The sequence below is a fragment of the Streptomyces sp. NPDC048639 genome (genome assembly GCF_043199075.1).
Lineage (GTDB): Bacteria > Actinomycetota > Actinomycetes > Streptomycetales > Streptomycetaceae > Streptomyces.
The window spans coordinates 103,352-125,170 of record NZ_JBICVP010000015.1 but is presented as its reverse complement, the minus strand read 5'-3'; the positions used below and the strand labels follow the sequence as shown (position 1 = coordinate 125,170).

Below are 21,819 nucleotides of genomic sequence, written 5' to 3'. Positions count from 1 at the left end.
GGCGCATTCGCCCGACATGTCCGGAGGCGTCAATTCCGGATTGACGTTGTGTCACCATCGCATCAATCCGGAAACGACACGTACGGGCTAATGCCGGGGCACAGGTGCCCCAGGGGTCCCGCACGGTAACCTCGGCGCCATGGCCTCACGTACGTCCGGCAAGGGTTCCCAGAGCACCCGGGGCAACTCGAGCCCGCGCGCTGGCCGTAGCGGAGGTGCCGCGAAGAAGACGGCAGGCAGGAAGCCACCCGCGAAGAAGACCGCCGCGACGAAGGCTCCGGCCCGGAAGCCGGCGGCGAAGAAGACCGCTCCGCGGCCCGCGCCGTCTCTCACCGGCGGCATCTACCGGCTCGTCCGAGCCCTCTGGCTCGGCCTGGCGCACACGGTGGGCGCGACGTTCCGGGGGATAGGCCGCAGCACCAAGGGCCTCGACCCGGCGCACCGCAAGGACGGGCTGGCGCTGCTGCTGCTCGGCCTGGCGCTCGTGGTCGCGGCCGGCACCTGGTCCAATCTGCAGGGCCCGGTCGGCGACCTCGTCGAGATGCTGGTGACCGGTGCGTTCGGCCGGCTGGACCTCGTGGTGCCGCTGCTGCTCGGCGCCGTCGCCGTACGCCTCATCCGGCACCCGGAGAAGCCCGAGGCCAACGGACGGATCGTCATCGGGCTCTCCGCGCTGGTCGTCGGAGGGCTCGGCCTGGTCCATATGGCGTGCGGGTCGCCCGGGCGCGGCGAGGGCACGGAAGCGGTACGGGACGCGGGCGGGCTGATCGGCTGGACCGTCTCCCGGCCCCTGACCTTCATCGTCGGCGAGGCGCTGGCAGTGGCGCTGATGGTGCTGCTGGCGGTCTTCGGTCTGCTGGTGGTGACCGCGACGCCGGTCAATGCGATCCCGCAGCGGCTGCGGCTGCTCGGGGTGAAGCTCGGCCTGGTGAACGACGGCGGGGACGACGAGACCGCGGAGTACGGGGACGACGAGGACGACGCGTACGCCGACGAGTGGCGGCAGACGACCGCACGCCGGTCGCGGCAGGGCGGCGCGCGGGCCGCCTCCTCCGCCGGCGACCCAGACCCGGAGCGGGCCGAGCAAGAGGCACTGACCAAGCGCAGGAGGGGCCGCAAGGGCTCCCGGCCCGCTGTCGCGCAGTCCGCGGACGGCCGGGACATGGACGCAGTGGACGTGGCGGCAGCGGCTGCGGCCGCGCTCGACGGGGCGGTGCTGCACGGCGTGCACCCCTCCCCGGTGGTCGCCGGGCTCAGCCACGGCATCGCGGCCGAACGGGTCACGGACTCCTCCGTCCCCGCCGCGCGTGACGCCGAGGCCCCGGCGGACGCTCCGGAGGGCAGGACGGCCCGGACGTCCGGCAGCGTGCCGGACCTGACCAAGTCCTCCCACCGGTCCTCCGAGCCCCTCCCGCCCCGCGCCGAGCAGCTCCAGCTCTCGGGGGACATCACGTACGCGCTGCCCTCGCTCGACCTGCTCGAGCGCGGTGGCCCGGGCAAGACGCGCAGCGCGGCCAACGACGCGGTCGTGGCCTCGCTCTCCCGGGTGTTCGAGGAGTTCAAGGTCGACGCGGCCGTCACCGGGTTCACCCGCGGTCCGACCGTCACCCGTTACGAGGTCGAGCTCGGCCCGGCGGTGAAGGTCGAGCGCATCACGGCCCTCACCAAGAACATCGCGTACGCCGTCGCCAGCCCCGACGTCCGGATCATCAGCCCCATCCCGGGCAAGTCGGCGGTCGGCATCGAGATCCCGAACACCGACCGCGAGATGGTCAACCTCGGCGACGTACTCCGTCTGGCGGATTCCGCGGGCGATGAGCACCCGATGCTGGTCGCACTCGGCAAGGACGTCGAGGGCGGCTACGTCATGGCCGACCTCGCCAAGATGCCGCACGTCCTGGTCGCCGGCGCGACCGGTTCCGGCAAGTCCTCCTGCATCAACTGCCTCATCACCTCGATCATGGTGCGCGCGACACCGGAGGACGTGCGGATGGTGCTGGTCGACCCCAAGCGCGTCGAGCTGACCGCCTACGAGGGCATCCCGCACCTCATCACGCCGATCATCACCAACCCCAAGCGCGCCGCCGAGGCGCTGCAGTGGGTCGTCCGCGAGATGGACCTGCGATACGACGACCTGGCCGCGTACGGGTTCCGGCACATCGACGACTTCAACACCGCCGTCCGCAACGGCAAGGTCAAGCCGCCGGAGGGCAGCGAGCGCGAGCTGTCCCCGTACCCGTACCTGCTGGTGATCGTCGATGAGCTCGCCGACCTCATGATGGTCGCGCCGCGCGACGTCGAGGACGCGATCGTCCGGATCACCCAGCTGGCGCGGGCCGCCGGAATCCATCTGGTCCTGGCCACCCAGCGGCCGAGCGTCGATGTCGTCACCGGCCTCATCAAGGCGAACGTGCCCTCGCGGCTGGCGTTCGCGACCTCCTCGCTCGCCGACAGCCGGGTCATCCTCGACCAGCCGGGGGCCGAGAAGCTCATCGGCAAGGGCGACGGGCTCTTCCTGCCCATGGGCGCCAACAAACCCGTCCGTATGCAGGGCGCCTTCGTCACCGAGGCCGAGATCGCGGCTGTCGTCGGCCACTGCAAGGACCAGATGACGCCCGTCTTCCGGGAGGACGTCACGGTGGGGACGGCGAAGAAGAAGGAGGTCGACGAGGAGATCGGCGACGATCTCGACCTGCTCTGCCAGGCGGCCGAACTGGTGGTCTCCACCCAGTTCGGATCGACCTCGATGCTTCAGCGGAAGCTGAGGGTGGGGTTCGCCAAGGCCGGCCGGCTGATGGATCTGATGGAATCGCGAGGTGTCGTGGGGCCCAGCGAAGGGTCCAAAGCACGCGATGTGCTCGTCAAGCCGGATGAATTGGACGGAGTGCTGGCCGTGATCCGGGGGGAGACTCACCCGTAAGAGGGTCGGCAGGCAACCGTTTCCGCTGCCGATACGTCAAGTTCTTGGGATGGATGAGCGGGTAGGGGATCGTAGAGCGGTGAGGCCGTTCTGATGGCGTACAAACTCCGTCTCCCCGGTTGCCCCACCCTTTCGTACCACCCCTAGACTGAACATCCAGCAGGTGGCTACACGCTCGAAAGGCGCCCCCGTGTCCATCGGCAACTCCCCCGCAGACGACCGTCCTTCCGTCGAAGAAGACGACCGGCCTTCCGTCGGTCGAGCTCTGCAGCAGGCCCGTGTCGACGCCGGACTGACCGTCGACGAGATCAGCGCCAGCACACGGGTGCGCATCCCCATCGTCCATTCCATCGAAGAGGACGACTTCACCCGGTGCGGTGGCGACGTCTATGCCCGCGGGCACATCCGTGCGCTCGCACGCGCCGTAGGCATCGATCCTGACCCGCTCGTCGGGCAGTACGACGCCGAGCACGGCGGCCGGCCCTCGCCGACCCCGGCGGCGCCGCTGTTCGAGGCGGAGCGGATCAAGCCCGAGCCGCGGCGCCCCAACTGGACCGCGGCCATGGTCGCGGCCATCGTCGCCGTCGTCGCGTTCGTGGGTTTCACCCTGTTCAGCGGTGACGACGAGAGCGGCAACCGTTCCGTCGCGAGCGACACCCCCTCGAAGAAGCCCAAGGCGTCGCCCGGCAAGAAACAGCCCGCCGACCGGAAGCCGGACCCCTCGGACAGTGCGATCGCGGCGGCCCCGGCCGACAAGGTGACCGTCAAGCTCACCGCCCAGGACGGTTCGAGCTGGATCTCGGCCAAGGACCACAACGGGCGTCTGCTGCACGAGGGCACACTCAAGCGCGGCCACTCCAAGACCTTCACCGACAAGAAGCAAATCGACGTCATCCTCGGCAACGCCGGCGTCATGGAGTTGTTCGTCAACGGCAAGAAGATCGACAACCGCTTCGAGAACGGTCAGGTCGAGCGGCTGAGCTACACCAAGGGAGACCCTGCGGCGGGCTGAGCCGGAGCCCGCGCGGGCGGGCGGCCGAACCCTGGCAGCGGAGCGCGCCGCCGGGACGAAGTAGGCTGAGCTCATGCCCGAGCCCGAACGCCGCACCGTCGCCCTCGTCACCCTCGGCTGCGCCCGGAACGAGGTGGACTCGGAGGAACTCGCGGGCCGTCTCGCGGCGGACGGTTGGCACCTCGTCCAGGACGCATCCGACGCCGATGTCGCCGTCGTCAACACGTGCGGGTTCGTCGAGGCCGCGAAGAAGGATTCGGTCGACGCACTCCTCGAGGCCAACGACCTCAAGACCGCCGAAGGCGGGGGCCGTACGCAGGCGGTGGTCGCCGTCGGCTGCATGGCGGAGCGGTACGGCAAGGAGCTGGCCGATGCGCTGCCCGAAGCCGACGGTGTGCTCGGCTTCGACGACTACGCGGACATCTCCGACCGCCTGCAGACCATCCTCTCCGGAGGCGTGCACGCCTCGCACACCCCGCGCGACCGGCGCAAGCTGCTCCCCATCAGCCCGGCGGAGCGGCAGAGCGCCACGGTGGCGCTGCCCGGACACGGCGACCTCCCCGAGGCGCCGGAGGACCTGCCCGAGGGCGTGGCGCCCGCCTCGGGACCTCGGGCGCCGCTGCGGCGCCGCCTGGGAACCGGTCCCGTCGCCTCCGTGAAGCTGGCCTCCGGATGCGACCGCCGCTGCTCGTTCTGCGCGATCCCGGCCTTCCGCGGGTCGTTCATCTCCCGCCGTCCCTCCGATGTGCTCACCGAGACGCGGTGGCTGGCGGAGCAGGGCGTCAAGGAGGTCATGCTCGTCTCCGAGAACAACACCTCGTACGGCAAGGACCTCGGGGACATCCGGCTGCTGGAGACCCTGCTGCCCGAGCTGGCGGACGTGGACGGCATCGAGCGCATCCGGGTCTCCTACCTGCAGCCGGCGGAGATGCGACCGGGGCTCGTCGACGTCCTGACCTCGACGCCCAAGGTCGCCCCGTACTTCGACCTGTCCTTCCAGCACTCGGCGCCCGGCGTGCTGCGCGCGATGCGGCGCTTCGGTGACACCGACCGCTTCCTGGAACTGCTGGAGGGGATCCGGGCCAAGGCTCCGCAGGCCGGAGCCCGGTCCAACTTCATCGTCGGCTTCCCCGGCGAGACGGAGCAGGACCTGGCGGAGCTCGAGAGGTTCCTGACCCATGCGCGGCTGGATGCCATCGGAATCTTCGGGTACTCCGACGAGGACGGCACCGAGGCCGCCGGATACGAGAACAAGCTGCCCGAGGACGTCGTCGCCGAACGGCTGGCGCACATCTCGCGGCTCGCGGAGGAGCTGACCGCACAGCGTGCGGAGGAGCGCCTCGGAGAGACCGTCGAGGTGCTCGTCGAGACCGTGGGCGAGGACCCGGAGATCTCGGAGGGAGCCGCGGGTCGCGGAGCCCACCAGGCCCCGGAGACCGACGGCCAGGTGCTGCTCACGGACTCCCGGGGCCTGGCCCCCGGCCGTATGGTCGAGGCCAAGGTGGTGGCGACGGAGGGCGTGGATCTCGTGGCCGAGCCGCTGGCCGGCGGCGAGTGTCCGGGCGAGGAGGCGGGCACATGAGCGGAGTCCCCGCGTCCGCAGCGGGCGGTCACGGCCGCGCGCCGGTCCGCGGCGGCTCGGTGAGCACGCCTACGGTTCCCCAGGTTCCCCAGGCCGGACTGTGGAACATCGCCAACATCCTCACCATGATCCGGCTGCTCCTTGTGCCCGGGTTCGTCTTGTTGCTGCTGCACAACGGCGGCTACGACCCGGCCTGGCGGTCATTCGCCTGGGCGGCGTTCGCGGTCGCCATGATCACCGACCTCTTCGACGGTCACCTCGCCCGCCGCTACAACCTCGTCACCGACTTCGGGAAGATCGCCGACCCCATAGCGGACAAGGCGATCATGGGTACCGCGCTGATCTGCCTCTCCGCTCTGGGCGACCTGCCCTGGTGGGTCACGGGCGTGATCCTCTTCCGCGAACTCGGGATCACGCTGATGCGCTTCTGGGTGATCAGGCATGGCGTCATCCCGGCGAGCCGGGGCGGGAAGCTGAAGACCCTCGCCCAGGGCACCGCCGTCGGGATGTACGTCCTGGCGCTGACCGGGCCGCTGGCCACCCTGCGCTTCTGGGTCATGGCGGTGGCCGTGGTGCTGACCGTCGTGACCGGGCTGGACTATGTACGCCAGGCCGTCGTGCTGCGGCGTGCGGGGCTGGCCGCCGAGCGCGCGCGGGCCGCGGAGGCTGCCGGGGTCACCGGGGGCTCCGGACGATGAACGGCGCGAACGGCGGCGGAACACTGGCCGCCGACGTGCTGGCACGGCTCGTGGACCGCGGCGAGACGGTCGCGGTCGCCGAGTCCCTGACGGGCGGCCTGGTCGCCGCGGAGCTGACCACGCCCCCCGGCGCTTCGAAGGCCTTCGTGGGCTCGGTGACCGCGTACGCGACCGGGGTGAAGCAGGACCTGCTGGCGGTGGACGGTGCGCTGCTGGCCGAGCGCGGTGCCGTCGACCCCGTGGTCGCCGGGCAGATGGCGGCGGGCGTACGACGGCTCCTGGGTGCGGACTGGGGTGTGGGAACCACCGGTGTTGCCGGTCCGGACAGCCAGGACGGGAAGCCGGTCGGCAGGGTGTACGTCGCCGTGGCGGGGCCCTCGGGCGCCGCACGCGCGCGGGAACTGGGACTCGACGGGGATCGAGCGGGTATCCGCTCCAGAAGCGTTGAAGCGGCTCTGGAGCTGCTTCTGGGGGAACTGATCGAAAATGTGCGGGCACAGGATACGGAACAGAGCGGGGGGAATTGATGTTTGCAGCCCTGAGTGAACACGTCATCGCTCCCCGCACGGCCGCGGTCCGAGGCGGTACGGTGGGGCGAGAAGGATCCGGATCCGAGGCCCGAGGAGGGAGCCACCGATGATTCTGCTCCGTCGCCTGCTGGGTGACGTGCTCCGTCGGCAGCGCCAGCGCCAGGGCCGGACCCTGCGTGAGGTGTCTTCGTCGGCACGGGTCTCTCTCGGCTATCTCTCGGAGGTCGAGAGGGGGCAGAAGGAGGCGTCCTCCGAACTGCTCTCCGCGATCTGCGACGCCTTGGACGTGCGGATGTCCCAAGTCATGCGTGAGGTGAGCGACGAGCTGTCGCTGGCCGAGCTGGCGGAGTCCGCGGCCGCGAGCGAGACGGTGCCGGCACCGATGCGACCGATGTTCAACCCGGTCACCGTGACCTCGGTGACGGGTGTGCCGGAGGAGCGCGTCACGATCAAGGCTCCTGCCGAGGCTGTGGACGTCGTAGCGGCCTGACAACCCGGCACTTCCTCGTCCGCGGAATCTGCGGAACCAGCTTCACCGAGCCCCGGATGGCATGCGCCATCCGGGGCTCGCCGCTTTCCCGGTGCAGGCCTCCGCAGACCCCGACTTCCCGTCCACGGGCCGGGGACTTCCCGTCGGACGGGGCCCGGATGTGCGCTCCGCTCCGGCATGCCCTGTGCGAGGCGGGTATGCGATCGTTGAGAAGAGCATTGCGACAAATCTGAAGGAATCAGGAGGAACCTGATGTCTGTCGTCAAGAGCCCGCTGCGTGACGAAGACCTCAAGATCGTGGGTGACGCCCTCCAAGGAGCACTGGTCGACCTCGTGGATCTCGGCCTGGTGGCGAAGCAGGTCCACTGGAACGTCGTGGGTCCGCGCTTCCGCTCCGTGCACCTGCAGCTGGACGACGTGGTCGCCACCGCCCGCCAGTACGCCGACACTGTGGCCGAGCGGGCGTCAGCCCTCGGTGTCTCCCCCGACGGGCGGGCCGACACGGTCGCCAAGAGCAGCGGCATCGACCCTGCCCACGACGGATGGATCAAGGACGACGACGCGGTACGCACGCTCGCCACCGCCCTCGGAGTTCTGATCGTCCGGATGCGGGAGCGGATCGACGCGACCGAACACCCGGATCCCGTGAGCCAGGACCTCTTCATCGGGCTCACCGCGGATCTCGAGAAGCACAGGTGGATGTTCCAGGCGGAGAACGCCTGAACCGAGGCTGCGGCCGAGCCGGGGCGCGCCCCGGGCCGGATGCGGTGGGACCGCGACCGGCCGAGGGGCGCGCCTTACGGTCTCCGCGCCGCCGTCCCCCGTACGGGGGAACCGGCCGACGAGCGTCGCGCCGGAGGAAGGAACCATGGCGCGACGCGAGGTCGGGGACCGGGAGCGACCGGTACGAATACGGGTGCTGGGTCGCCCGGCTCGTACCGCGGTCGCCCGTCCGGGCCGAATACCCGGCCGTACGCCGGCCGGCTTCTCCGCCGCGCGATGGGTGGTCGGGCCGGTGCTCGCGGGGGTGTGGTGCTGGGCCGTGGTCCGTCTGGCCGCGCTGCCCGGTGAGGCGGGGCCGCTGGAGGTGACGATCGCCGCGGGGGGCTGGGGATTGAGCCTGCTGCCCGTCCACTGCGTCCCGGCATCCGAGGCGCGGGCGGGGCGGGTGCGGATCTCCCTGCGGAGAGTCCGGTCGATGCGGATGGTCCGCCGCATGCGGGCGAGTGGGGATGCGAGGACTACCACGGCATGGCGACGCCGCCGTTCGGGCGGAGGATCTGACCGGTCGTGAACGACGAGGCGTCCGACGCCAGATGAAGCACGGCGTGGGCGACGTCCTCCGGGGCGCCGACCCGTCCCAGGGGGGATGCGCGGATCATGGTCTGCTCGGCCCGGTGCTGGGCCTCGGCGTCGTGCCGCTCGGTCATGGGGGTGCGGATCCACCCGGGAGCCACCGCGTTGACGCGGATGCCGTGCCGGCCGACCTCGGAGGCGAGGGTCCTGGTCAGCTGGACGACGGCGGCCTTGGCGGCGCTGTAGCAGAGGAGTCCCGGGGCGCCGGTGTCGACGGCCCCGGAGGCCATGGTGACGATGGAACCCGGTGTGCCGGTCGCGATCATGGAGCGGGCCGCTTCCCGGCAGGCGTAGAGAACGCCTTTGAAATTGACGGCCAGGACGCGGTCGAGGTCGGCGTCCGTGGTCTCCAGGACCGGGCTGCTGTGCATGACGCCGGCGATCGCGGCCATGATGTGCAGCCCGCCGCCGGTGGAGGCCGCCTCGGCGACGGCGTCCGCGAGTCGCGTGCTGTCGGTCACGTCGAGCGGATGGGCCCGGGCCGTTCCGCCCTCGGCGATGATCCGCTCCGTGGTATCCCGCACCCCCTGCTCGTCGAGGTCGGCACAGTGGACGTGCGCACCCGAGGCGGCGAGGAGGACGGCGGTTGCGCGGCCTATGCCGCTCGCGGCGCCGGTGACGAAGGCCGAGCGCCCGGAGAGGTCGTGCGCCGTGAGAGTCATGGCCCGACGGTACGAGCATTTCTGACGGACCGTCAATCAGTGTGCGGGCGGCCGCGGAAGGCGGACGGGCCAGGGGCGCGGGAGGCGGACGGGTCCGGTCCGGACTGGCACGCCGGGCACCAGTACGTGCTGCGCTCCTGGCCCGGGTCGCCCTGGTCGGCGGAGCGTACGGCCGTCCCGCACCGGCGGCAGGGGCGGCCCGCCCTGCCGTAGACCCACAGGCGCTGATCGCGGCGGTCGACGGCGGTCGTGGCGCGCGCGATCCGCGTCTTGTTGGCTTCCAGGAGTCGGTGAGCGAGGGCGACGAGACGATCGGGGGCGGGGACCTCGGAAACGGGCAGCCAGGGGGTGCAGCCGGCCATGAAGCACAGCTCGGACTTGTAGACATTGCCGATGCCGGCGAGGTTGCGCTGGTCCAGGAGGGCCTCGCCGAGAGGGCGGGCGGGGGAGGCGAGCAGCCTGCGCAGAGCTTCGTCGGCGTCCCAGTCGGGGCCGAGCAGGTCCGGGCCGAGGTGGCCGACGACACTGCTCTCGTCGGCGGTGCGGATCAGCCCGAGGACGGGGAGTCGGTAGCCGACGGCGGCGCGGTCGGTGGTCGCGAGGACGGCGCGGATCTGGTGATCGGGCCCGCCGCGCCAGCGCTCGCCGGTGGCGTAGAGGTGCCAGGCGCCGTCCATCCGCAGATGGGAGTGGAGCGTGAGCCCGCCCTCGATCCGGGTGAGCAGATGCTTGCCGCGGGGGACCACCTCGGTCACGTCCCGGCCGGAGAGGTCGACGGTCGCGAGCTTGGGCACGCGCAGATCGGAGCGCAGGAGGCGCCGGCCTGCGAGCGCTTCGTGCAGCCTGCGGGCGGTCAGCCACACGGTGTCTCCTTCGGGCATGCAGCCATGATGCCGCTGTGGTGGCGCGTACTGCTGCCGGGCAGAGGGCCGTACGCGTCTCAGGGCGCCTCATGCAGTCGCTGCCTCCGGCCCGCGACCGCTCCGGTGACGGGCGGCCCCGGCGTGAGGGCGTGGGCCCGCAATGGGGGAGGAGTACCCCCGGCGTGAGGGCGCGGGCGGCCTGCAACGGGTGACGAGCACCCCCGTCATGAGGTGACGAGCACCCCCGTCATGAGATCGCGGGAGGCTCTGCACCGGCGCGGCCGTCCCCGTAGCGCAGGGGCCGTGGCGGGGCCGGGTCAGGCCGGGCGCAGGCGGAGACCCCGCGGGGTGGCGTGGAAGCCCGCCGCTTCGAGGGCGCGGCCGATCGGGGAGGAGAGAGCGGGGGAGCCGTTGGCGCGCTCGACGGTGACGGTGCCGAGCGCACCGTCGCGGGCCGCACCCGCCAGGGCCTCGGCCGCCGTGTGCAGCCGGGCGTCCGCCTCCGGGCTCTCCGCGCTCTCCGTTTCCTCACCGCCCGGCCAGGCGAGCAGGGTCTTGCCGCCGCGCTCCACGTACAGCACCAGGTCGCCGCCCACGAGCACCACCAGGGCGCCCGCCTTGCGGCCCGGCTTGTGGCCGGCGCCGGCCGGTGGCTCGGGCCAGGGGAGCGCCGCGCCATAGGCGTTGGCCGGGTCGGCGGCGGCCAGGACGACTGCTGCGGACTCGCGGCTGCCGTGCCCGTCGCGGCGGGGGAACCCGAAATCGTTGGTGGGGGTGTCCGCCACTGCGCGGTCGCGCGCGGTGGCAACGGCGCGCAGCCGGTCGACCGCGCCGTCCATCGCGAACTGCGCCGCCCCGAGCCCTTCGACGACATAGCCGCGCCGAGCCTGGCCCGTCTCCTCGAAGGCGGACAGCACGCGGTAGGCGGCGGAGAAGCCGCCCTCGACTCCTTCCGCCGACACCGCACCGCGGGTCACCACACCGTGCCGGTCCAGGAGGGTGTGGGCGAGGGCATGTGCGCGCCGGGTGGGATCGGTCTCGCGCTGGGTCAGCAGCGACCAGCGGCCGGCCACGGTCGGCGGCCCGTTGCGGGAGGCGGTGCCCCGGACCGTACGGGGGCTGAGGGAGGCGGTGAGGCTGCCGTACCGCCCGCGGGGCACCGACCGCTTCGCCCGGTGCGCGGTGGCGCCGGCGGTGCGGCCGGAGCCGAGGAGGGAACGCAGGGGGGACAGGGTGTCGTTGGTGAGCCGGCCGGACCAGGCCAGATCCCATACGGCGTCGGCGAGTTGAGGATCGGTGGCCTCGGGGTGCTCCCCGCGCACCTGGTCTGCGATCTGGCGGAAGAACAGGCCGTAGCCACCGGAGAGGCCGTCGAGCACCGCTTGGTGGAGCGGGCCCGTCTCCAGCGGATGCGGTGGTGGCAGCAGCAAGGGGGCGGTGTCGGCGAGGAACAGCGACACCCAGCCGTCCTTGCCGGGCAGGGCCCCCGCGCCCGCCCAGACGACGTCACCGGAGGCGGTCAGCTCGTCGAGCATGGCCGGTCCGTAGCCGGTCACGCGGGACGGCAGGACCAGCTTCTCCAGGGCGGAGGCCGGTACGGGGGCCCCCTGGAGCTGCTCGACCGCGCGCACCAGACCGTCGATGCCGCGCAGGCCGTGGGTGCCGACGTGCTGCCACTGCGGCAGGAAGGAGGCCAGCGCCGGCGGCGGTACGGGCTCCATCTCCTGGCGGAGGGCGGCCAGGGAGCGGCGCCGCAGTCGGCGGAGCACCGTGGTGTCGCACCATTCCTGGCCGATGCCGGCGGGGTGGAACTCGCCCTGGACGACGCGGCCTGCGGCAGCCAGCCGGTGCAGCGCACCGTCCGTGACGGCGACGCCGATGCCGAAGCGTGTGGCCGGGTCGGCCGAGGTGAAGGGGCCGTGCGTGCGGGCGTAGCGGGCAAGGAGGTCGCCGAGCGGGTCCTTGACCGGTTCGGTGAAGGCTTCCGGTACCCCGACGGGGAGCGCCGTGCCCAGTGCGTCCCTCAGCCGGCCGGCGTCCTCGACGGCCGCCCAGTGGTCGGCGCCCGCGATGCGCACCTGGATGGCGCGGCGGGCCGCGCCCAGCTCCCGCGCCCACTCGGGCGTGGCACCGCGCTCGGTCAACTCGGCGTCGGTGAGCGGGCCGAGGACACGCAGGGCGTCGGCGAGGCTCTCCACATCCTTGATACGGCGGTCCTCGGTGAGCCATTGCAGCTCGCGCTCCAGCTCGGTCAGCACGTCGGCGTCGAGCAGCTCCCGCAGCTCGGCCTGGCCGAGCAGTTCGGCCAGGAGCCGGGAGTCCAGCGAGAGCGCGGCGGCCCGCCGCTCGGCGAGCGGGGAGTCACCCTCGTACAGGAACTGGGCGACGTAACCGAAGAGCAGGGAGCGGGCGAACGGGGAGGGCTCCGGTGTCGTGACCTCGACCAGACGGACCTTACGGGCTTCGATGTCGCCCATCAGCTCGGTGAGGCCGGGGACGTCGAAGACGTCCTGCAGGCATTCGCGCACGGCCTCCAGGACGATGGGGAACGAACCGAACTCCGAGGCGACCTCGAGCAGTTGGGCGGCTCGCCGGCGCTGCTGCCACAGCGGGGTGCGCTTGCCGGGGTTGCGGCGCGGCAGCAGCAGGGCGCGGGCCGCGCACTCGCGGAAGCGCGAGGCGAAAAGGGCCGATGACCCCACCTGGTCGGTGACGACCTGGTCGATCTCGCCCTTCTCGAAGGCCACGTCCGCCGCACCCACCGGGGACTGCTCGGACTCGAACTCCCGCCCCCGGTGGGCCGGGTCCGTCTCCATGTCGAGGAGGTCCAGCCCCATCAGGTCCGCGTCGGGCAGACGCAGGACGATGCCGTCGTCCGCGTGCATGACCTGGGCGTCCATGCCGTAGCGCTCGGAGAGCCGCGCGCCGAGGGCCAGGGCCCAGGGGGCGTGCACCTGCGCGCCGAACGGGGAGTGGACGACGACCCGCCAGTCGCCCAGCTCGTCGCGGAACCGCTCCACGACGATCGTGCGGTCGTCGGGGACGTGTCCGCACGCCTCGCGCTGCTCCTTGAGATACGCCAGCACATTGTTCGCGGCCCAGGCATCCAGACCAGCGGCCACCAGCCGCAGGCGGGCGTCGTCCTCCGCCAGGCCGCCGATCTCGCGGAGGAACGCGCCCAGGGCACGGCCCAGTTCGAGCGGACGGCCGAGCTGGTCGCCCTTCCAGAAGGGCAGCCGCCCCGGCACTCCGGGCGCGGGGGAGACCAGGACACGGTCGCGCGTGATGTCCTCGATGCGCCACGAGGTGGTGCCGAGGGTGAAGACGTCGCCGACCCGCGATTCGTAGACCATCTCCTCGTCGAGCTCGCCGACCCTGCCGCCGCCCTTCTTCGGGTCGGCTCCCGCCAGGAAGACGCCGAAGAGGCCGCGGTCGGGAATCGTGCCGCCGGAGGTGACGGCGAGCCGCTGGGCGCCCGGGCGGCCGGAGACCGTGCCGGCCACCCGGTCCCATACGAGCCGGGGACGCAGCTCGGCGAAGGCGTCCGAGGGATACCGGCCGGCCAGCATGTCCAGGACCGCGGTGTAGGCGGACTCCGGGAGCGAAGCGAAGGGGGCCGCCCTGCGGACCGTCCCGAGCAGCTCGTCCACGTCCCAGGTGTCCATCGACGTCATGGCCACGATCTGCTGGGCCAGAACGTCCAGAGGATTGGCCGGTACGCGCAGGGCCTCGATGGCACCGCTGCGCATCCGCTCGGTGACGACGGCCGCCTGCACCAGGTCACCGCGGTACTTGGGGAAGACCACGCCGGTGGAGACCGCGCCAACCTGGTGGCCGGCGCGGCCCACGCGCTGCAGCCCGGAGGCGACGGACGGCGGCGACTCGACCTGGACGACCAGGTCGACCGCGCCCATGTCGATGCCCAACTCCAGGCTGGAGGTGGCGACAACGGCGGGCAGGCGCCCCGCCTTGAGGTCCTCCTCGACCAGCGCCCGCTGCTCCTTGGACACCGAACCGTGGTGGGCCCGCGCCATGACGGCCGGGCTCCCCTTGGCGGCGCCCGAACCGCCCATCAGCTCGGCGGGGGAGTGGTGTTCGGGGGCGGGCTCGCCGGTCGCGCGCTCGTAGGCGATCTCGTTGAGCCGGTTGCACAACCGCTCCGCGATGCGGCGGGAGTTGGCGAAGACGATCGTGGAGCGGTGGGCCTGGACGAGGTCGGCGATCCGCTCCTCCACATGGGGCCAGATCGACGGTTTGTCGGCCCCCGACCCGCTCTCCGGCTCGCTGGCGGGGGAGGCACCCAGCTCGGCCAGGTCCTCCACGGGCACGACCACCGACAGGTCGAACTCCTTGCCGGACGGAGGTTGGACGACCTTGGCCGTGCGCTGGGGCGACAGATAGCGGGCCACCTCGTCGACCGGACGCACGGTCGCCGAGAGGCCGATGCGCCGGGCCGGGCGGTCCAGCAGTTCGTCCAGCCGCTCAAGCGACAGCGCCAGGTGGGCGCCCCGCTTCGTGCCCGCGACGGCGTGCACCTCGTCGATGATCACCGTCTCGACCCCGGTCAGCGCCTCACGGGTTGCGGAGGTGAGCATCAGGAAGAGGGACTCGGGGGTGGTGATCAGGATGTCCGGCGGCCGGTTCGCCAGCGCGCGGCGCTCGGCTGCCGGGGTGTCGCCGGAGCGGATGCCGACCCGCACCTCCGGCTCCGGCAGCCCGAGCCGGACGGCCTCGTGCCGGATGCCGGTGAGCGGGCTGCGCAGATTGCGCTCGACGTCCACCGCGAGGGCCTTGAGGGGGGAGACGTACAGCACGCGGCAGCGCTTCTTGGTGTCGGCGGGCGGGGGCGTGCCGGTCAGCCCGTCCAGGGCGGAGAGGAAGGCGGCCAGAGTTTTGCCGGAGCCGGTCGGGGCGACCACCAGAACGTCCGAGCCCTCGTCGATGGCCCGCCACGCGCCGGTCTGTGCGGGCGTGGGCGCGCTGAAGGCCCCCGTGAACCAGGCCCGGGTCGCGGGAGAGAACGCGTCGAGGGCCGACGCCGCATCGTCCGACATGTTCCCCATCGTGCACCCGGCCACTGACAACGAACCCGGGCCGCAGGTCAGCGGTGCTCCGGGCCGCGGGCCGGCGATGCACCCGGCCGCTGCACAATGGCGGTATGGCGAGGCAGGAGAGCGCGCGGCACTGGCAGTACCCGGAGCTGCCCGGCGTGGACCTGCTGAAGGCGCGGTACGTGCACAAGACGTTCGTCCGGCACACCCACGACGCCTTCGTCATCGCGGCGATCACCCAGGGCGTCGAGTCCTTCCGGTGCGGCGGCACCCTGGAGCGGGCCGGGGTCGGCGGGCTGGCGCTGGTGAACCCCGACACCCCGCACACCGGGCAGGCCGGGGTCCCGGAGGGATGGACGTACTCGGTGCTCTACCCGGAGCCGCGGACGGTCGCCGCCATCGCCGCCGAGACCACCTCGATCCGTGGTACCGCGGGCTTCGCCTCCGCCGTCGTCGACGACCCGTACGTCTGCCACTTGGTGACGGAGGTGCACCGGGCCGCCGAGGAGGGCAACGCGCTCGCGGCGGACACCCTGCTCAAGGTCGCCGTCGCCCGGCTGCTGCGGGAGAACGGCGGCCCGCTTCCGGAGCGCGTGGCGCGTACCGCGGGCGCGCGGAACGCCGAGCGCGCCCGGGCGATCCTGGAGCAGCGGATGGCCGACCCGCCCTCCCTGGAGAAGCTCGCCGCCGAGCTGGGCACCGGCCCGTTCGCGTTGCTGCGGGCCTTCCGCGACCTGTACGGGATGCCGCCGCACAACTGGCTCACCGACGCGCGGGTGCGCCGGGCCCGGCATCTGCTCGACGCGGGCACCGCCCCCGCAGAGGCCGCCGTCACGGTCGGCTTCACCGACCAGCCCCACCTGAACCGGCACTTCAGCCGGATCGTGGGCGTGCCGCCGGGAGCGTACCGGCTCGAGCGGGCACGGACCCGCGGTGCGGCCCCCGAGCAGGCCGTCGTCGCGGACGCAAGAACGTACAAGACCCGATCCGGCTCCTGTTCGTAGCGTGCGGGGCGTGGCACGAGAACGAACTCCGATACGCCCCCAGGACCGGGAAGCGGACCCCCAGGAAGGAAAGGCGGCCCCTCAGGACAGGGCAGCCCCGCACGACAGGGAGGCGGACATCCGGAAACCCCAGGACCCGGAAGCCGCCCCGTCCCCCGGGCGCTCCGACACCGCCGTGGTACGCGACGCCCTCGGTGTCGGCGTCGCCGTCGGGCTCTCCGGTTTCGCCTTCGGCGTGACATCGGCGGGCGCGGGACTGACCCTGCTGCAGACCTGTGCGCTGAGCCTGCTGGTCTTCACGGGCGCATCCCAGTTCGCGCTGGTCGGGGCGATCGCCGCGGGCGGCAACCCGCTCACCGCGGCCGCCGGCGCCTTCTTCCTGGGCGTGCGCAACGCCTTCTATGGGCTACGGCTGTCCCAGATCCTCCGCATCCCGCGCGCGGTCCGCCCCCTGGCCGCCCACTGGGTCATCGACGAGACCACGGTGGTGACCCTCGCTCAGCCGGACCGGCGCAGCGCCCGGATCGGCTTCACGGTCACCGGGCTGAGCATCTACGTGCTGTGGAACCTCACCACCCTGCTCGGGGCGCTCGGGGCCTCCGCCCTGGGGGACCCCGACGCCTGGGGGCTGGACGCGGCGGGTCCCGCCGTCTTCCTCGCGCTGCTCGCGCCCATGCTGCGGACGACGCTGGAACGTGCGGTGGCAGGGGTGGCCGTGGTGTTCGCCCTGGTGTGCCACCCGCTGCTGCCAGCCGGTGTGCCGGTGCTGCTGTCGGCGCTCGCCGCGCCCACGGTCCTCGCCCTCCACGGCCTCCGCGCGCGGCGCTCGGGCACGGACACGGACACGGACAGCATGGGCACGGACGGGGAGGGGGAGCGATGACCGTCTGGATCGCCATCGGCGCCACCGTCGTCGGCTGCTACCTGGTCAAGCTGCTGGGACTCTCGGTGCCCGCCGGTGCCTTGGAGCGGCCCCGCGTCAAGCAGCTCGCCGCCCTGATCCCCGTCGCCCTGCTCGCTGCGCTGATCGCCATCCAGACGGTCGGCGGCGACGATCGGACGCTGGTGATCGACGCCCGCGCTGCGGGGCTCGCGGGTGCGGCGGTCGCGCTGGTGCTGCGCGCCCCCTTCCTGGTGGTCGTCGCCGTCGCGGTACTGATCACCGCGGGCGTACGGGCGCTCGGCGGGTAGCCGGTCGCCCGTACGCCAGGAGAGACCCGCACGCCGGGGCAGCGGGTCCGCGGTCGGTTACGCGGATCCGTCGTGGACCGGCCGCCCGTGGGCGCGGAGCGCCAGCAGCGCGTCGACGGTCACCATGGGCCGGCACTCCAGGGCCGTGCCGGGCGCCCAGGCGCGCCAGCGGATGGGCCAGCCGCCGTCCTCCTCCTGCCGGGCCGCCAGAAAGTCCAGGGACCGCTCCATCTCCGCGTCCGAGAACCACCGGCGGGCCAGCGAGCCGGGCGTGCGCGCGAAGTCGTACGCGTAGTGGTGCTCGCCCGGGCCGTAGCCCTCGGGCAGCGGGTGGTCACCGGCCCCCTCCGGATCCAGGACCACCAGGCCCTGTTCGCGCACCAGCCGCCCGAGCCGCTCCGCGGCGGCCTCGGCGCGGGGGCGGTCCGGGACGCCGTCCAGGAAGGCGACCGCGGCCATGACCTCGTACGGGTGGGACTTCTCCAGCGACTCGACGGCCGCCCAGCAGAAGTCGGTGGCCCGGAAGAGCCAGGCGTGCCACACCTCGTTGCGGTGCAGCATTCCCACCACGGGGCCGGTCGCCAGGAGGTCGCTCGGCGGGTTGCCGACGACCGGGATCCAGGGGGCGGCCGGGTAGCCGCGCAGGGACGGGTCGATCGCGGGCAGTGCGCCGTCCTCGGTGGAGATCGTCGTCAGATAGCGGCAGATCCGCTCGATCCGCTGTCCGCCGCACCGGCCGATGGCGTCGAGGACACGCAGCGCGTGCGCGGTGTGCAGCGGCTGGCTGACGGGACCGCGCAAGTCGGGCTCCAGCGCGTGGCCGTAGCCGCCGTCGCTGTTGCGGTAGGCGTCCAGCGCCGTCTCCACGGCGTCGGCCGCCGGGGAGCGGTCCGCCTCCCCGGAGACGCCGGGGGCGCCGGGGAGGAAGTGGTACGCGAAGGTGCGCTGCTCGAGCACGCGCGCGGTCAGCCAGACGAAGTGCTCGGCTCGGGCGAGAGGGGTTCCGGATCGGGCCATGTCCCGACCGTATGGCGAAAGCGCGCCGGGTTCCCGGGGAGCGCGAGGCTGCAATCCCTGAGCGGGATACTGGGCGCATGCGGTTGACGGCCTTCTGGCAGCGAATGGCGACCCACTTCGGTGAGGGCTACGCCGACTCCTTCGCGCGTGATCATGTGATGTCGGAACTGGGGGGCAGGACCGTGCACGAGGCACTGGCCGCCGGGTGGAACGCGAAGGAGGTCTGGCGCGGAGTGTGCGCCGCCATGGACATCCCCGCGGACCAAAGGTGACCGCGGTGGGTCACACTGGCCCGATGGATGCGACGGACGAAGCGGCCCGCGAGGACGCTCGGGGCGGTGCCCTCGACGCGGGAAGACCCGGCGGGGCGCCGGCGCCCCGCGAGCGGATGCCGCGCTGGCTGCCCCGCGCCATGGTGCTGGCCCTGGCCCTCCTCGCCTGCTTCCAGTTGGCGAACTGGGCCTTTCACCAGCTCATCGGACTCCTGGTCAACATCCTCATAGCGTTCTTCCTGGCGCTCGCCGTGGAACCCGCCGTGGACCGCATGGCCGCGCGCGGGGTGCGGCGAGGGCTGGCCACCATGCTGGTCTTCCTCGGCGTGATCGGCTTCTTCGCCGGGTTCTTCATCCTGCTCGGCTCGATGCTCGCCGGGCAGATCGTGACGATGGTGGAGCACTTCCCGCAGTACCTGGACTCGGTGATCCGGTGGATCAACGAGTCCTTCAGGACGAACCTGTCCCGGGTCGAGATCCAGGACAGCCTGCTCCGCTCGGACTGGCTGAAGAAGTACGTGCAGAACAGCGCCACGGGCGTGCTGGACATCTCCACCACCGTGCTCGGCGGGCTCTTCCGGGTCCTGACCGTGCTGCTCTTCTCCTTCTACTTCGCCGCCGACGGGCCGCGGCTGCGCCGCGCGCTGTGCTCGGTGCTGCCGCCGACCCGGCAGACGGAGGTGCTGCGCGCCTGGGAGATCGCGGTCGCCAAGACCGGCGGGTACCTCTACTCGCGCGGGCTGATGGCCCTGATCTCCGGTGTCGCGCACTACGTGCTGCTGGAGTTCCTCGGTGTCCCGTACGCGCCGGCACTGGCGTGCTGGGTCGGCGTGGTCTCCCAGTTCATCCCGACCATCGGCACCTATCTCGCGGGTGCGCTGCCGATGCTGCTGGCCTTCACGGTCAACCCCTGGTACGCGCTGTGGGTGCTGTGTTTCGTCGTGGTCTACCAGCAGTTCGAGAACTACCTGCTGCAGCCGCGCATCACCGCTCGGACCGTGGACATCCACCCGGCCGTGGCCTTCGGCTCGGTGATCGCGGGCACGGCGCTGCTGGGCGCGGTCGGCGCGCTGATCGCCATCCCGGCGACGGCGACGCTGCAGGCGTTCCTGAGCGTGTACGTGCGGCGGTACGAGGTCACCGACGACCCGCGGGTGCAGGGGCGCCCGCGGCGCCGCACCATCGCCCCGGCGCTGGCGAAGATCCGCCAGGCGTGGCGCGGTTGACACCAAAATCGAACATCCATTCTCATGGTGGTCCAGCCCGGTTTTCCACAGGCAGGACGACGCCCGGGCGCATTGTCAGTGCCAGGCGCTAGCGTCGTGGACGTGAAGCGATCGACTCAAGCAAACCGGGTGGGCCCCATGGCAGGAACCGACCGCGAGAAGGCGCTCGACGCCGCACTCGCGCAGATTGAACGGCAATTCGGCAAGGGCGCCGTCATGCGCCTGGGGGAGCGGCCGAACGAGCCCATCGAGGTCATCCCCACCGGGTCGACCGCTCTCGATGTCGCGCTGGGCGTCGGCGGCCTGCCGCGCGGCCGCGTCGTCGAGGTCTACGGCCCGGAGTCCTCCGGCAAGACGACCCTCACGCTGCACGCGGTGGCCAACGCGCAGCGGGCCGGCGGCACGGTCGCGTTCGTGGACGCCGAGCACGCCCTCGACCCCGAGTACGCCAAAGCACTGGGCGTCGACACGGACAACCTCATCCTTTCTCAGCCGGACAGCGGCGAGCAGGCGCTCGAGATCGTGGACATGCTGGTGCGTTCCGGCGCCCTGGACCTCATCGTCATCGACTCCGTGGCCGCTCTGGTGCCACGCGCGGAGATCGAAGGCGAGATGGGCGACTCGCACGTGGGTCTGCAGGCCCGGCTGATGAGCCAGGCGCTCCGTAAGATCACCAGCGCGCTGAACCACTCCAAGACCACCGCGATTTTCATCAACCAGCTGCGCGAGAAGATCGGCGTGATGTTCGGCTCGCCGGAGACGACGACCGGTGGCCGGGCGCTGAAGTTCTACGCCTCTGTTCGTCTGGACATCCGCCGGATCGAGACCCTCAAGGACGGCACGGACGCGGTCGGCAACCGCACCCGCGTCAAGGTCGTCAAGAACAAGGTCGCGCCGCCGTTCAAGCAGGCCGAGTTCGACATCCTCTACGGGCAGGGCATCAGCCGTGAGGGCGGCCTCATCGACATGGGCGTGGATCACGGCTTCATCCGCAAGTCCGGCGCCTGGTACACGTACGAGGGCGACCAGCTCGGTCAGGGCAAGGAGAACGCCCGCAACTTCCTGAAGGACAACCCCGACCTCGCCAACGAGATCGAGAAGAAGATCAAGGAGAAGCTCGGCATCGGCGTGAAGCCGGAGGCCCCGGCGGGAGAGCCGGGCGCGGACGCGGCGGTCGCCGCGGGCGCATCGGCCGAGCCGGCGGCAGCGGCTGCCCCCGCGGTCAAGGCCACCAAGGCGACCAAGGCCGCGGCGGCCAAGAGCTGATCCGTGACGCGTCGCACCGACTGGGGGGACGCCGCGGACAGCGGCACCGGCAGTGACGGCGGGGGCGTATGCGCGGACAGCGGTGCCTCTACTTCGTCGAGGGCCGAAGAAGAGGCACCGCGCAGTCCGGAGGAGCAGGCGCGGGCGATCTGCTTGCGCCTGCTCACCGGGACTCCCCGGACCCGCAAGCAGCTCGCGGACGCGCTGCGCAAGCGCAGCATCCCGGACGAGGCCGCGGAGGAGGTGCTCTCCCGGTTCGAGGGCGTGGGCCTGATCGACGACGCGGCATTCGCCGACGCGTGGGTCGAGTCCCGGCACCACAGTCGGGGGCTGGCCCGGAGAGCCTTGGCGCGTGAACTACGCACCAAGGGCGTGGACTCGGCAGTGATCGATGAGGCCGTCGGGCAGCTCGATCCCGAGCAGGAGGAGCGAACCGCCCGGGAGCTGGTCGAGCGCAAGCTCCGCGCCACCCGAGGCCTCGAACGGCAGAAGCGGATCCGCCGCCTCGCCGGAATGCTCGCCCGCAAGGGCTACGCGGAGGGCCTCGCCCTGCGCGTGGTGCGGAGCGCGCTGGAGGCGGAGGGCGAGGACCCGGAGCTGCTGGAGTACCACCTGCCGGACGACTGACGGGGCGCCGGGCCGTCAGCTGCCCACGTCCGGCCCGGGCCGGACGCCCCGG

Annotated in this window: 18 protein-coding genes; 14 read left to right on the top strand and 4 right to left on the bottom strand. The window is 72.1% G+C overall.

The features are described 5' to 3' along the window. Window positions 1-139: 139 nt before the first annotated feature. The 7 genes from ACGFNH_RS31545 to ACGFNH_RS31515 all read left to right on the top strand — a co-directional run bounded on the left by ACGFNH_RS31545 (window position 140) and on the right by ACGFNH_RS31515 (window position 7,955). A complete protein-coding gene (locus ACGFNH_RS31545) occupies window positions 140-2,920 on the top strand; it encodes a DNA translocase FtsK (RefSeq protein ID WP_393659625.1) in 2,781 nt (926 codons plus the stop codon). A gap of 190 nt (window positions 2,921-3,110) precedes the next feature. Continuing rightward, the gene (locus ACGFNH_RS31540; RefSeq protein WP_393659623.1) at window positions 3,111-3,932 is read left to right on the top strand and encodes a helix-turn-helix domain-containing protein; all 822 of its coding nucleotides are present in this window, start codon (window positions 3,111-3,113) and stop codon (window positions 3,930-3,932) included. A gap of 73 nt (window positions 3,933-4,005) precedes the next feature. Then, entirely contained in the window at window positions 4,006-5,514 is a 1,509-nt protein-coding gene (gene rimO / locus ACGFNH_RS31535) for a 30S ribosomal protein S12 methylthiotransferase RimO (protein ID WP_393659621.1), read from the top strand. After that, a complete protein-coding gene (pgsA, locus tag ACGFNH_RS31530) occupies window positions 5,511-6,212 on the top strand; it encodes a CDP-diacylglycerol--glycerol-3-phosphate 3-phosphatidyltransferase (RefSeq protein WP_393659619.1) in 702 nt (233 codons plus the stop codon). The genes rimO and pgsA overlap by 4 nt, the downstream gene beginning before the upstream one ends. Beyond that, a complete protein-coding gene (locus tag ACGFNH_RS31525; RefSeq protein ID WP_393659617.1) occupies window positions 6,209-6,739 on the top strand; it encodes a CinA family protein in 531 nt (176 codons plus the stop codon). The genes pgsA and ACGFNH_RS31525 overlap by 4 nt, the downstream gene beginning before the upstream one ends. Before the next feature lie 109 nt (window positions 6,740-6,848). Further along, window positions 6,849-7,232, top strand: a complete 384-nt coding sequence (locus ACGFNH_RS31520; RefSeq protein ID WP_393659615.1) for a helix-turn-helix domain-containing protein — start codon at window positions 6,849-6,851, stop codon at window positions 7,230-7,232. Between the two features lie 252 nt (window positions 7,233-7,484). Continuing rightward, a complete protein-coding gene (locus ACGFNH_RS31515; RefSeq protein WP_393659613.1) occupies window positions 7,485-7,955 on the top strand; it encodes a Dps family protein in 471 nt (156 codons plus the stop codon). 518 nt (window positions 7,956-8,473) lie between these two features. Here the strand turns inward: ACGFNH_RS31515 and ACGFNH_RS31510 are convergent. The 3 genes from ACGFNH_RS31510 to ACGFNH_RS31500 all read right to left on the bottom strand — a co-directional run bounded on the left by ACGFNH_RS31510 (window position 8,474) and on the right by ACGFNH_RS31500 (window position 15,167). Next, entirely contained in the window at window positions 8,474-9,250 is a 777-nt protein-coding gene (locus ACGFNH_RS31510; RefSeq protein WP_393659611.1) for an SDR family NAD(P)-dependent oxidoreductase, read from the bottom strand. 32 nt (window positions 9,251-9,282) lie between these two features. After that, entirely contained in the window at window positions 9,283-10,131 is an 849-nt protein-coding gene (locus ACGFNH_RS31505; protein WP_393659609.1) for a DNA-formamidopyrimidine glycosylase family protein, read from the bottom strand. 299 nt (window positions 10,132-10,430) lie between these two features. After that, complete coding sequence (locus tag ACGFNH_RS31500) at window positions 10,431-15,167, bottom strand: ATP-dependent helicase (RefSeq protein ID WP_393659607.1); 4,737 nt, start codon at window positions 15,165-15,167, stop codon at window positions 10,431-10,433. Window positions 15,168-15,271: 104 nt separating this feature from the next. Between ACGFNH_RS31500 and ACGFNH_RS31495 the strand changes: the two genes are divergently transcribed. From ACGFNH_RS31495 to ACGFNH_RS31485, 3 genes are all read left to right on the top strand, one after another. Further along, window positions 15,272-16,168 carry an AraC family ligand binding domain-containing protein gene (locus ACGFNH_RS31495; RefSeq protein ID WP_393659605.1) on the top strand — a complete coding sequence of 299 codons (897 nt, stop codon included), beginning with the start codon at window positions 15,272-15,274 and terminating at the stop codon, window positions 16,166-16,168. Window positions 16,169-16,286: 118 nt separating this feature from the next. Further along, window positions 16,287-17,051 (top strand): AzlC family ABC transporter permease, encoded by a 765-nt coding sequence (locus tag ACGFNH_RS31490; protein WP_393659638.1) that lies wholly within the window; start codon window positions 16,287-16,289, stop codon window positions 17,049-17,051. Then, on the top strand, window positions 17,048-17,359 hold the full coding sequence (locus ACGFNH_RS31485; protein WP_393659603.1) for an AzlD domain-containing protein: 312 nt from the start codon (window positions 17,048-17,050) through the stop codon (window positions 17,357-17,359). The genes ACGFNH_RS31490 and ACGFNH_RS31485 overlap by 4 nt, the downstream gene beginning before the upstream one ends. 57 nt (window positions 17,360-17,416) lie before the next feature. Here ACGFNH_RS31485 and ACGFNH_RS31480 read toward each other — a convergent pair whose 3' ends face one another. Further along, window positions 17,417-18,376: a hypothetical protein gene (locus tag ACGFNH_RS31480; RefSeq protein WP_393659602.1), complete on the bottom strand. Its 960-nt coding sequence runs from the start codon at window positions 18,374-18,376 to the stop codon at window positions 17,417-17,419. Window positions 18,377-18,453: 77 nt separating this feature from the next. Between ACGFNH_RS31480 and ACGFNH_RS31475 the strand changes: the two genes are divergently transcribed. The 4 genes from ACGFNH_RS31475 (at window position 18,454) to recX (ending at window position 21,767) form a co-directional block, all read left to right on the top strand. After that, window positions 18,454-18,648, top strand: a complete 195-nt coding sequence (locus tag ACGFNH_RS31475; RefSeq protein WP_393659600.1) for a DUF3046 domain-containing protein — start codon at window positions 18,454-18,456, stop codon at window positions 18,646-18,648. A 116-nt stretch (window positions 18,649-18,764) separates the two neighbouring features. Further along, window positions 18,765-19,874, top strand: coding sequence for an AI-2E family transporter (locus ACGFNH_RS31470; RefSeq protein ID WP_393659637.1), 1,110 nt, complete (start codon window positions 18,765-18,767; stop codon window positions 19,872-19,874). Window positions 19,875-20,012: 138 nt separating this feature from the next. Then, the gene (recA, locus tag ACGFNH_RS31465) at window positions 20,013-21,140 is read left to right on the top strand and encodes a recombinase RecA (protein ID WP_393659598.1); all 1,128 of its coding nucleotides are present in this window, start codon (window positions 20,013-20,015) and stop codon (window positions 21,138-21,140) included. Between the two features lie 3 nt (window positions 21,141-21,143). Further along, on the top strand, window positions 21,144-21,767 hold the full coding sequence (recX, locus tag ACGFNH_RS31460) for a recombination regulator RecX (RefSeq protein ID WP_393659596.1): 624 nt from the start codon (window positions 21,144-21,146) through the stop codon (window positions 21,765-21,767). Window positions 21,768-21,819 lie beyond the last annotated feature (52 nt).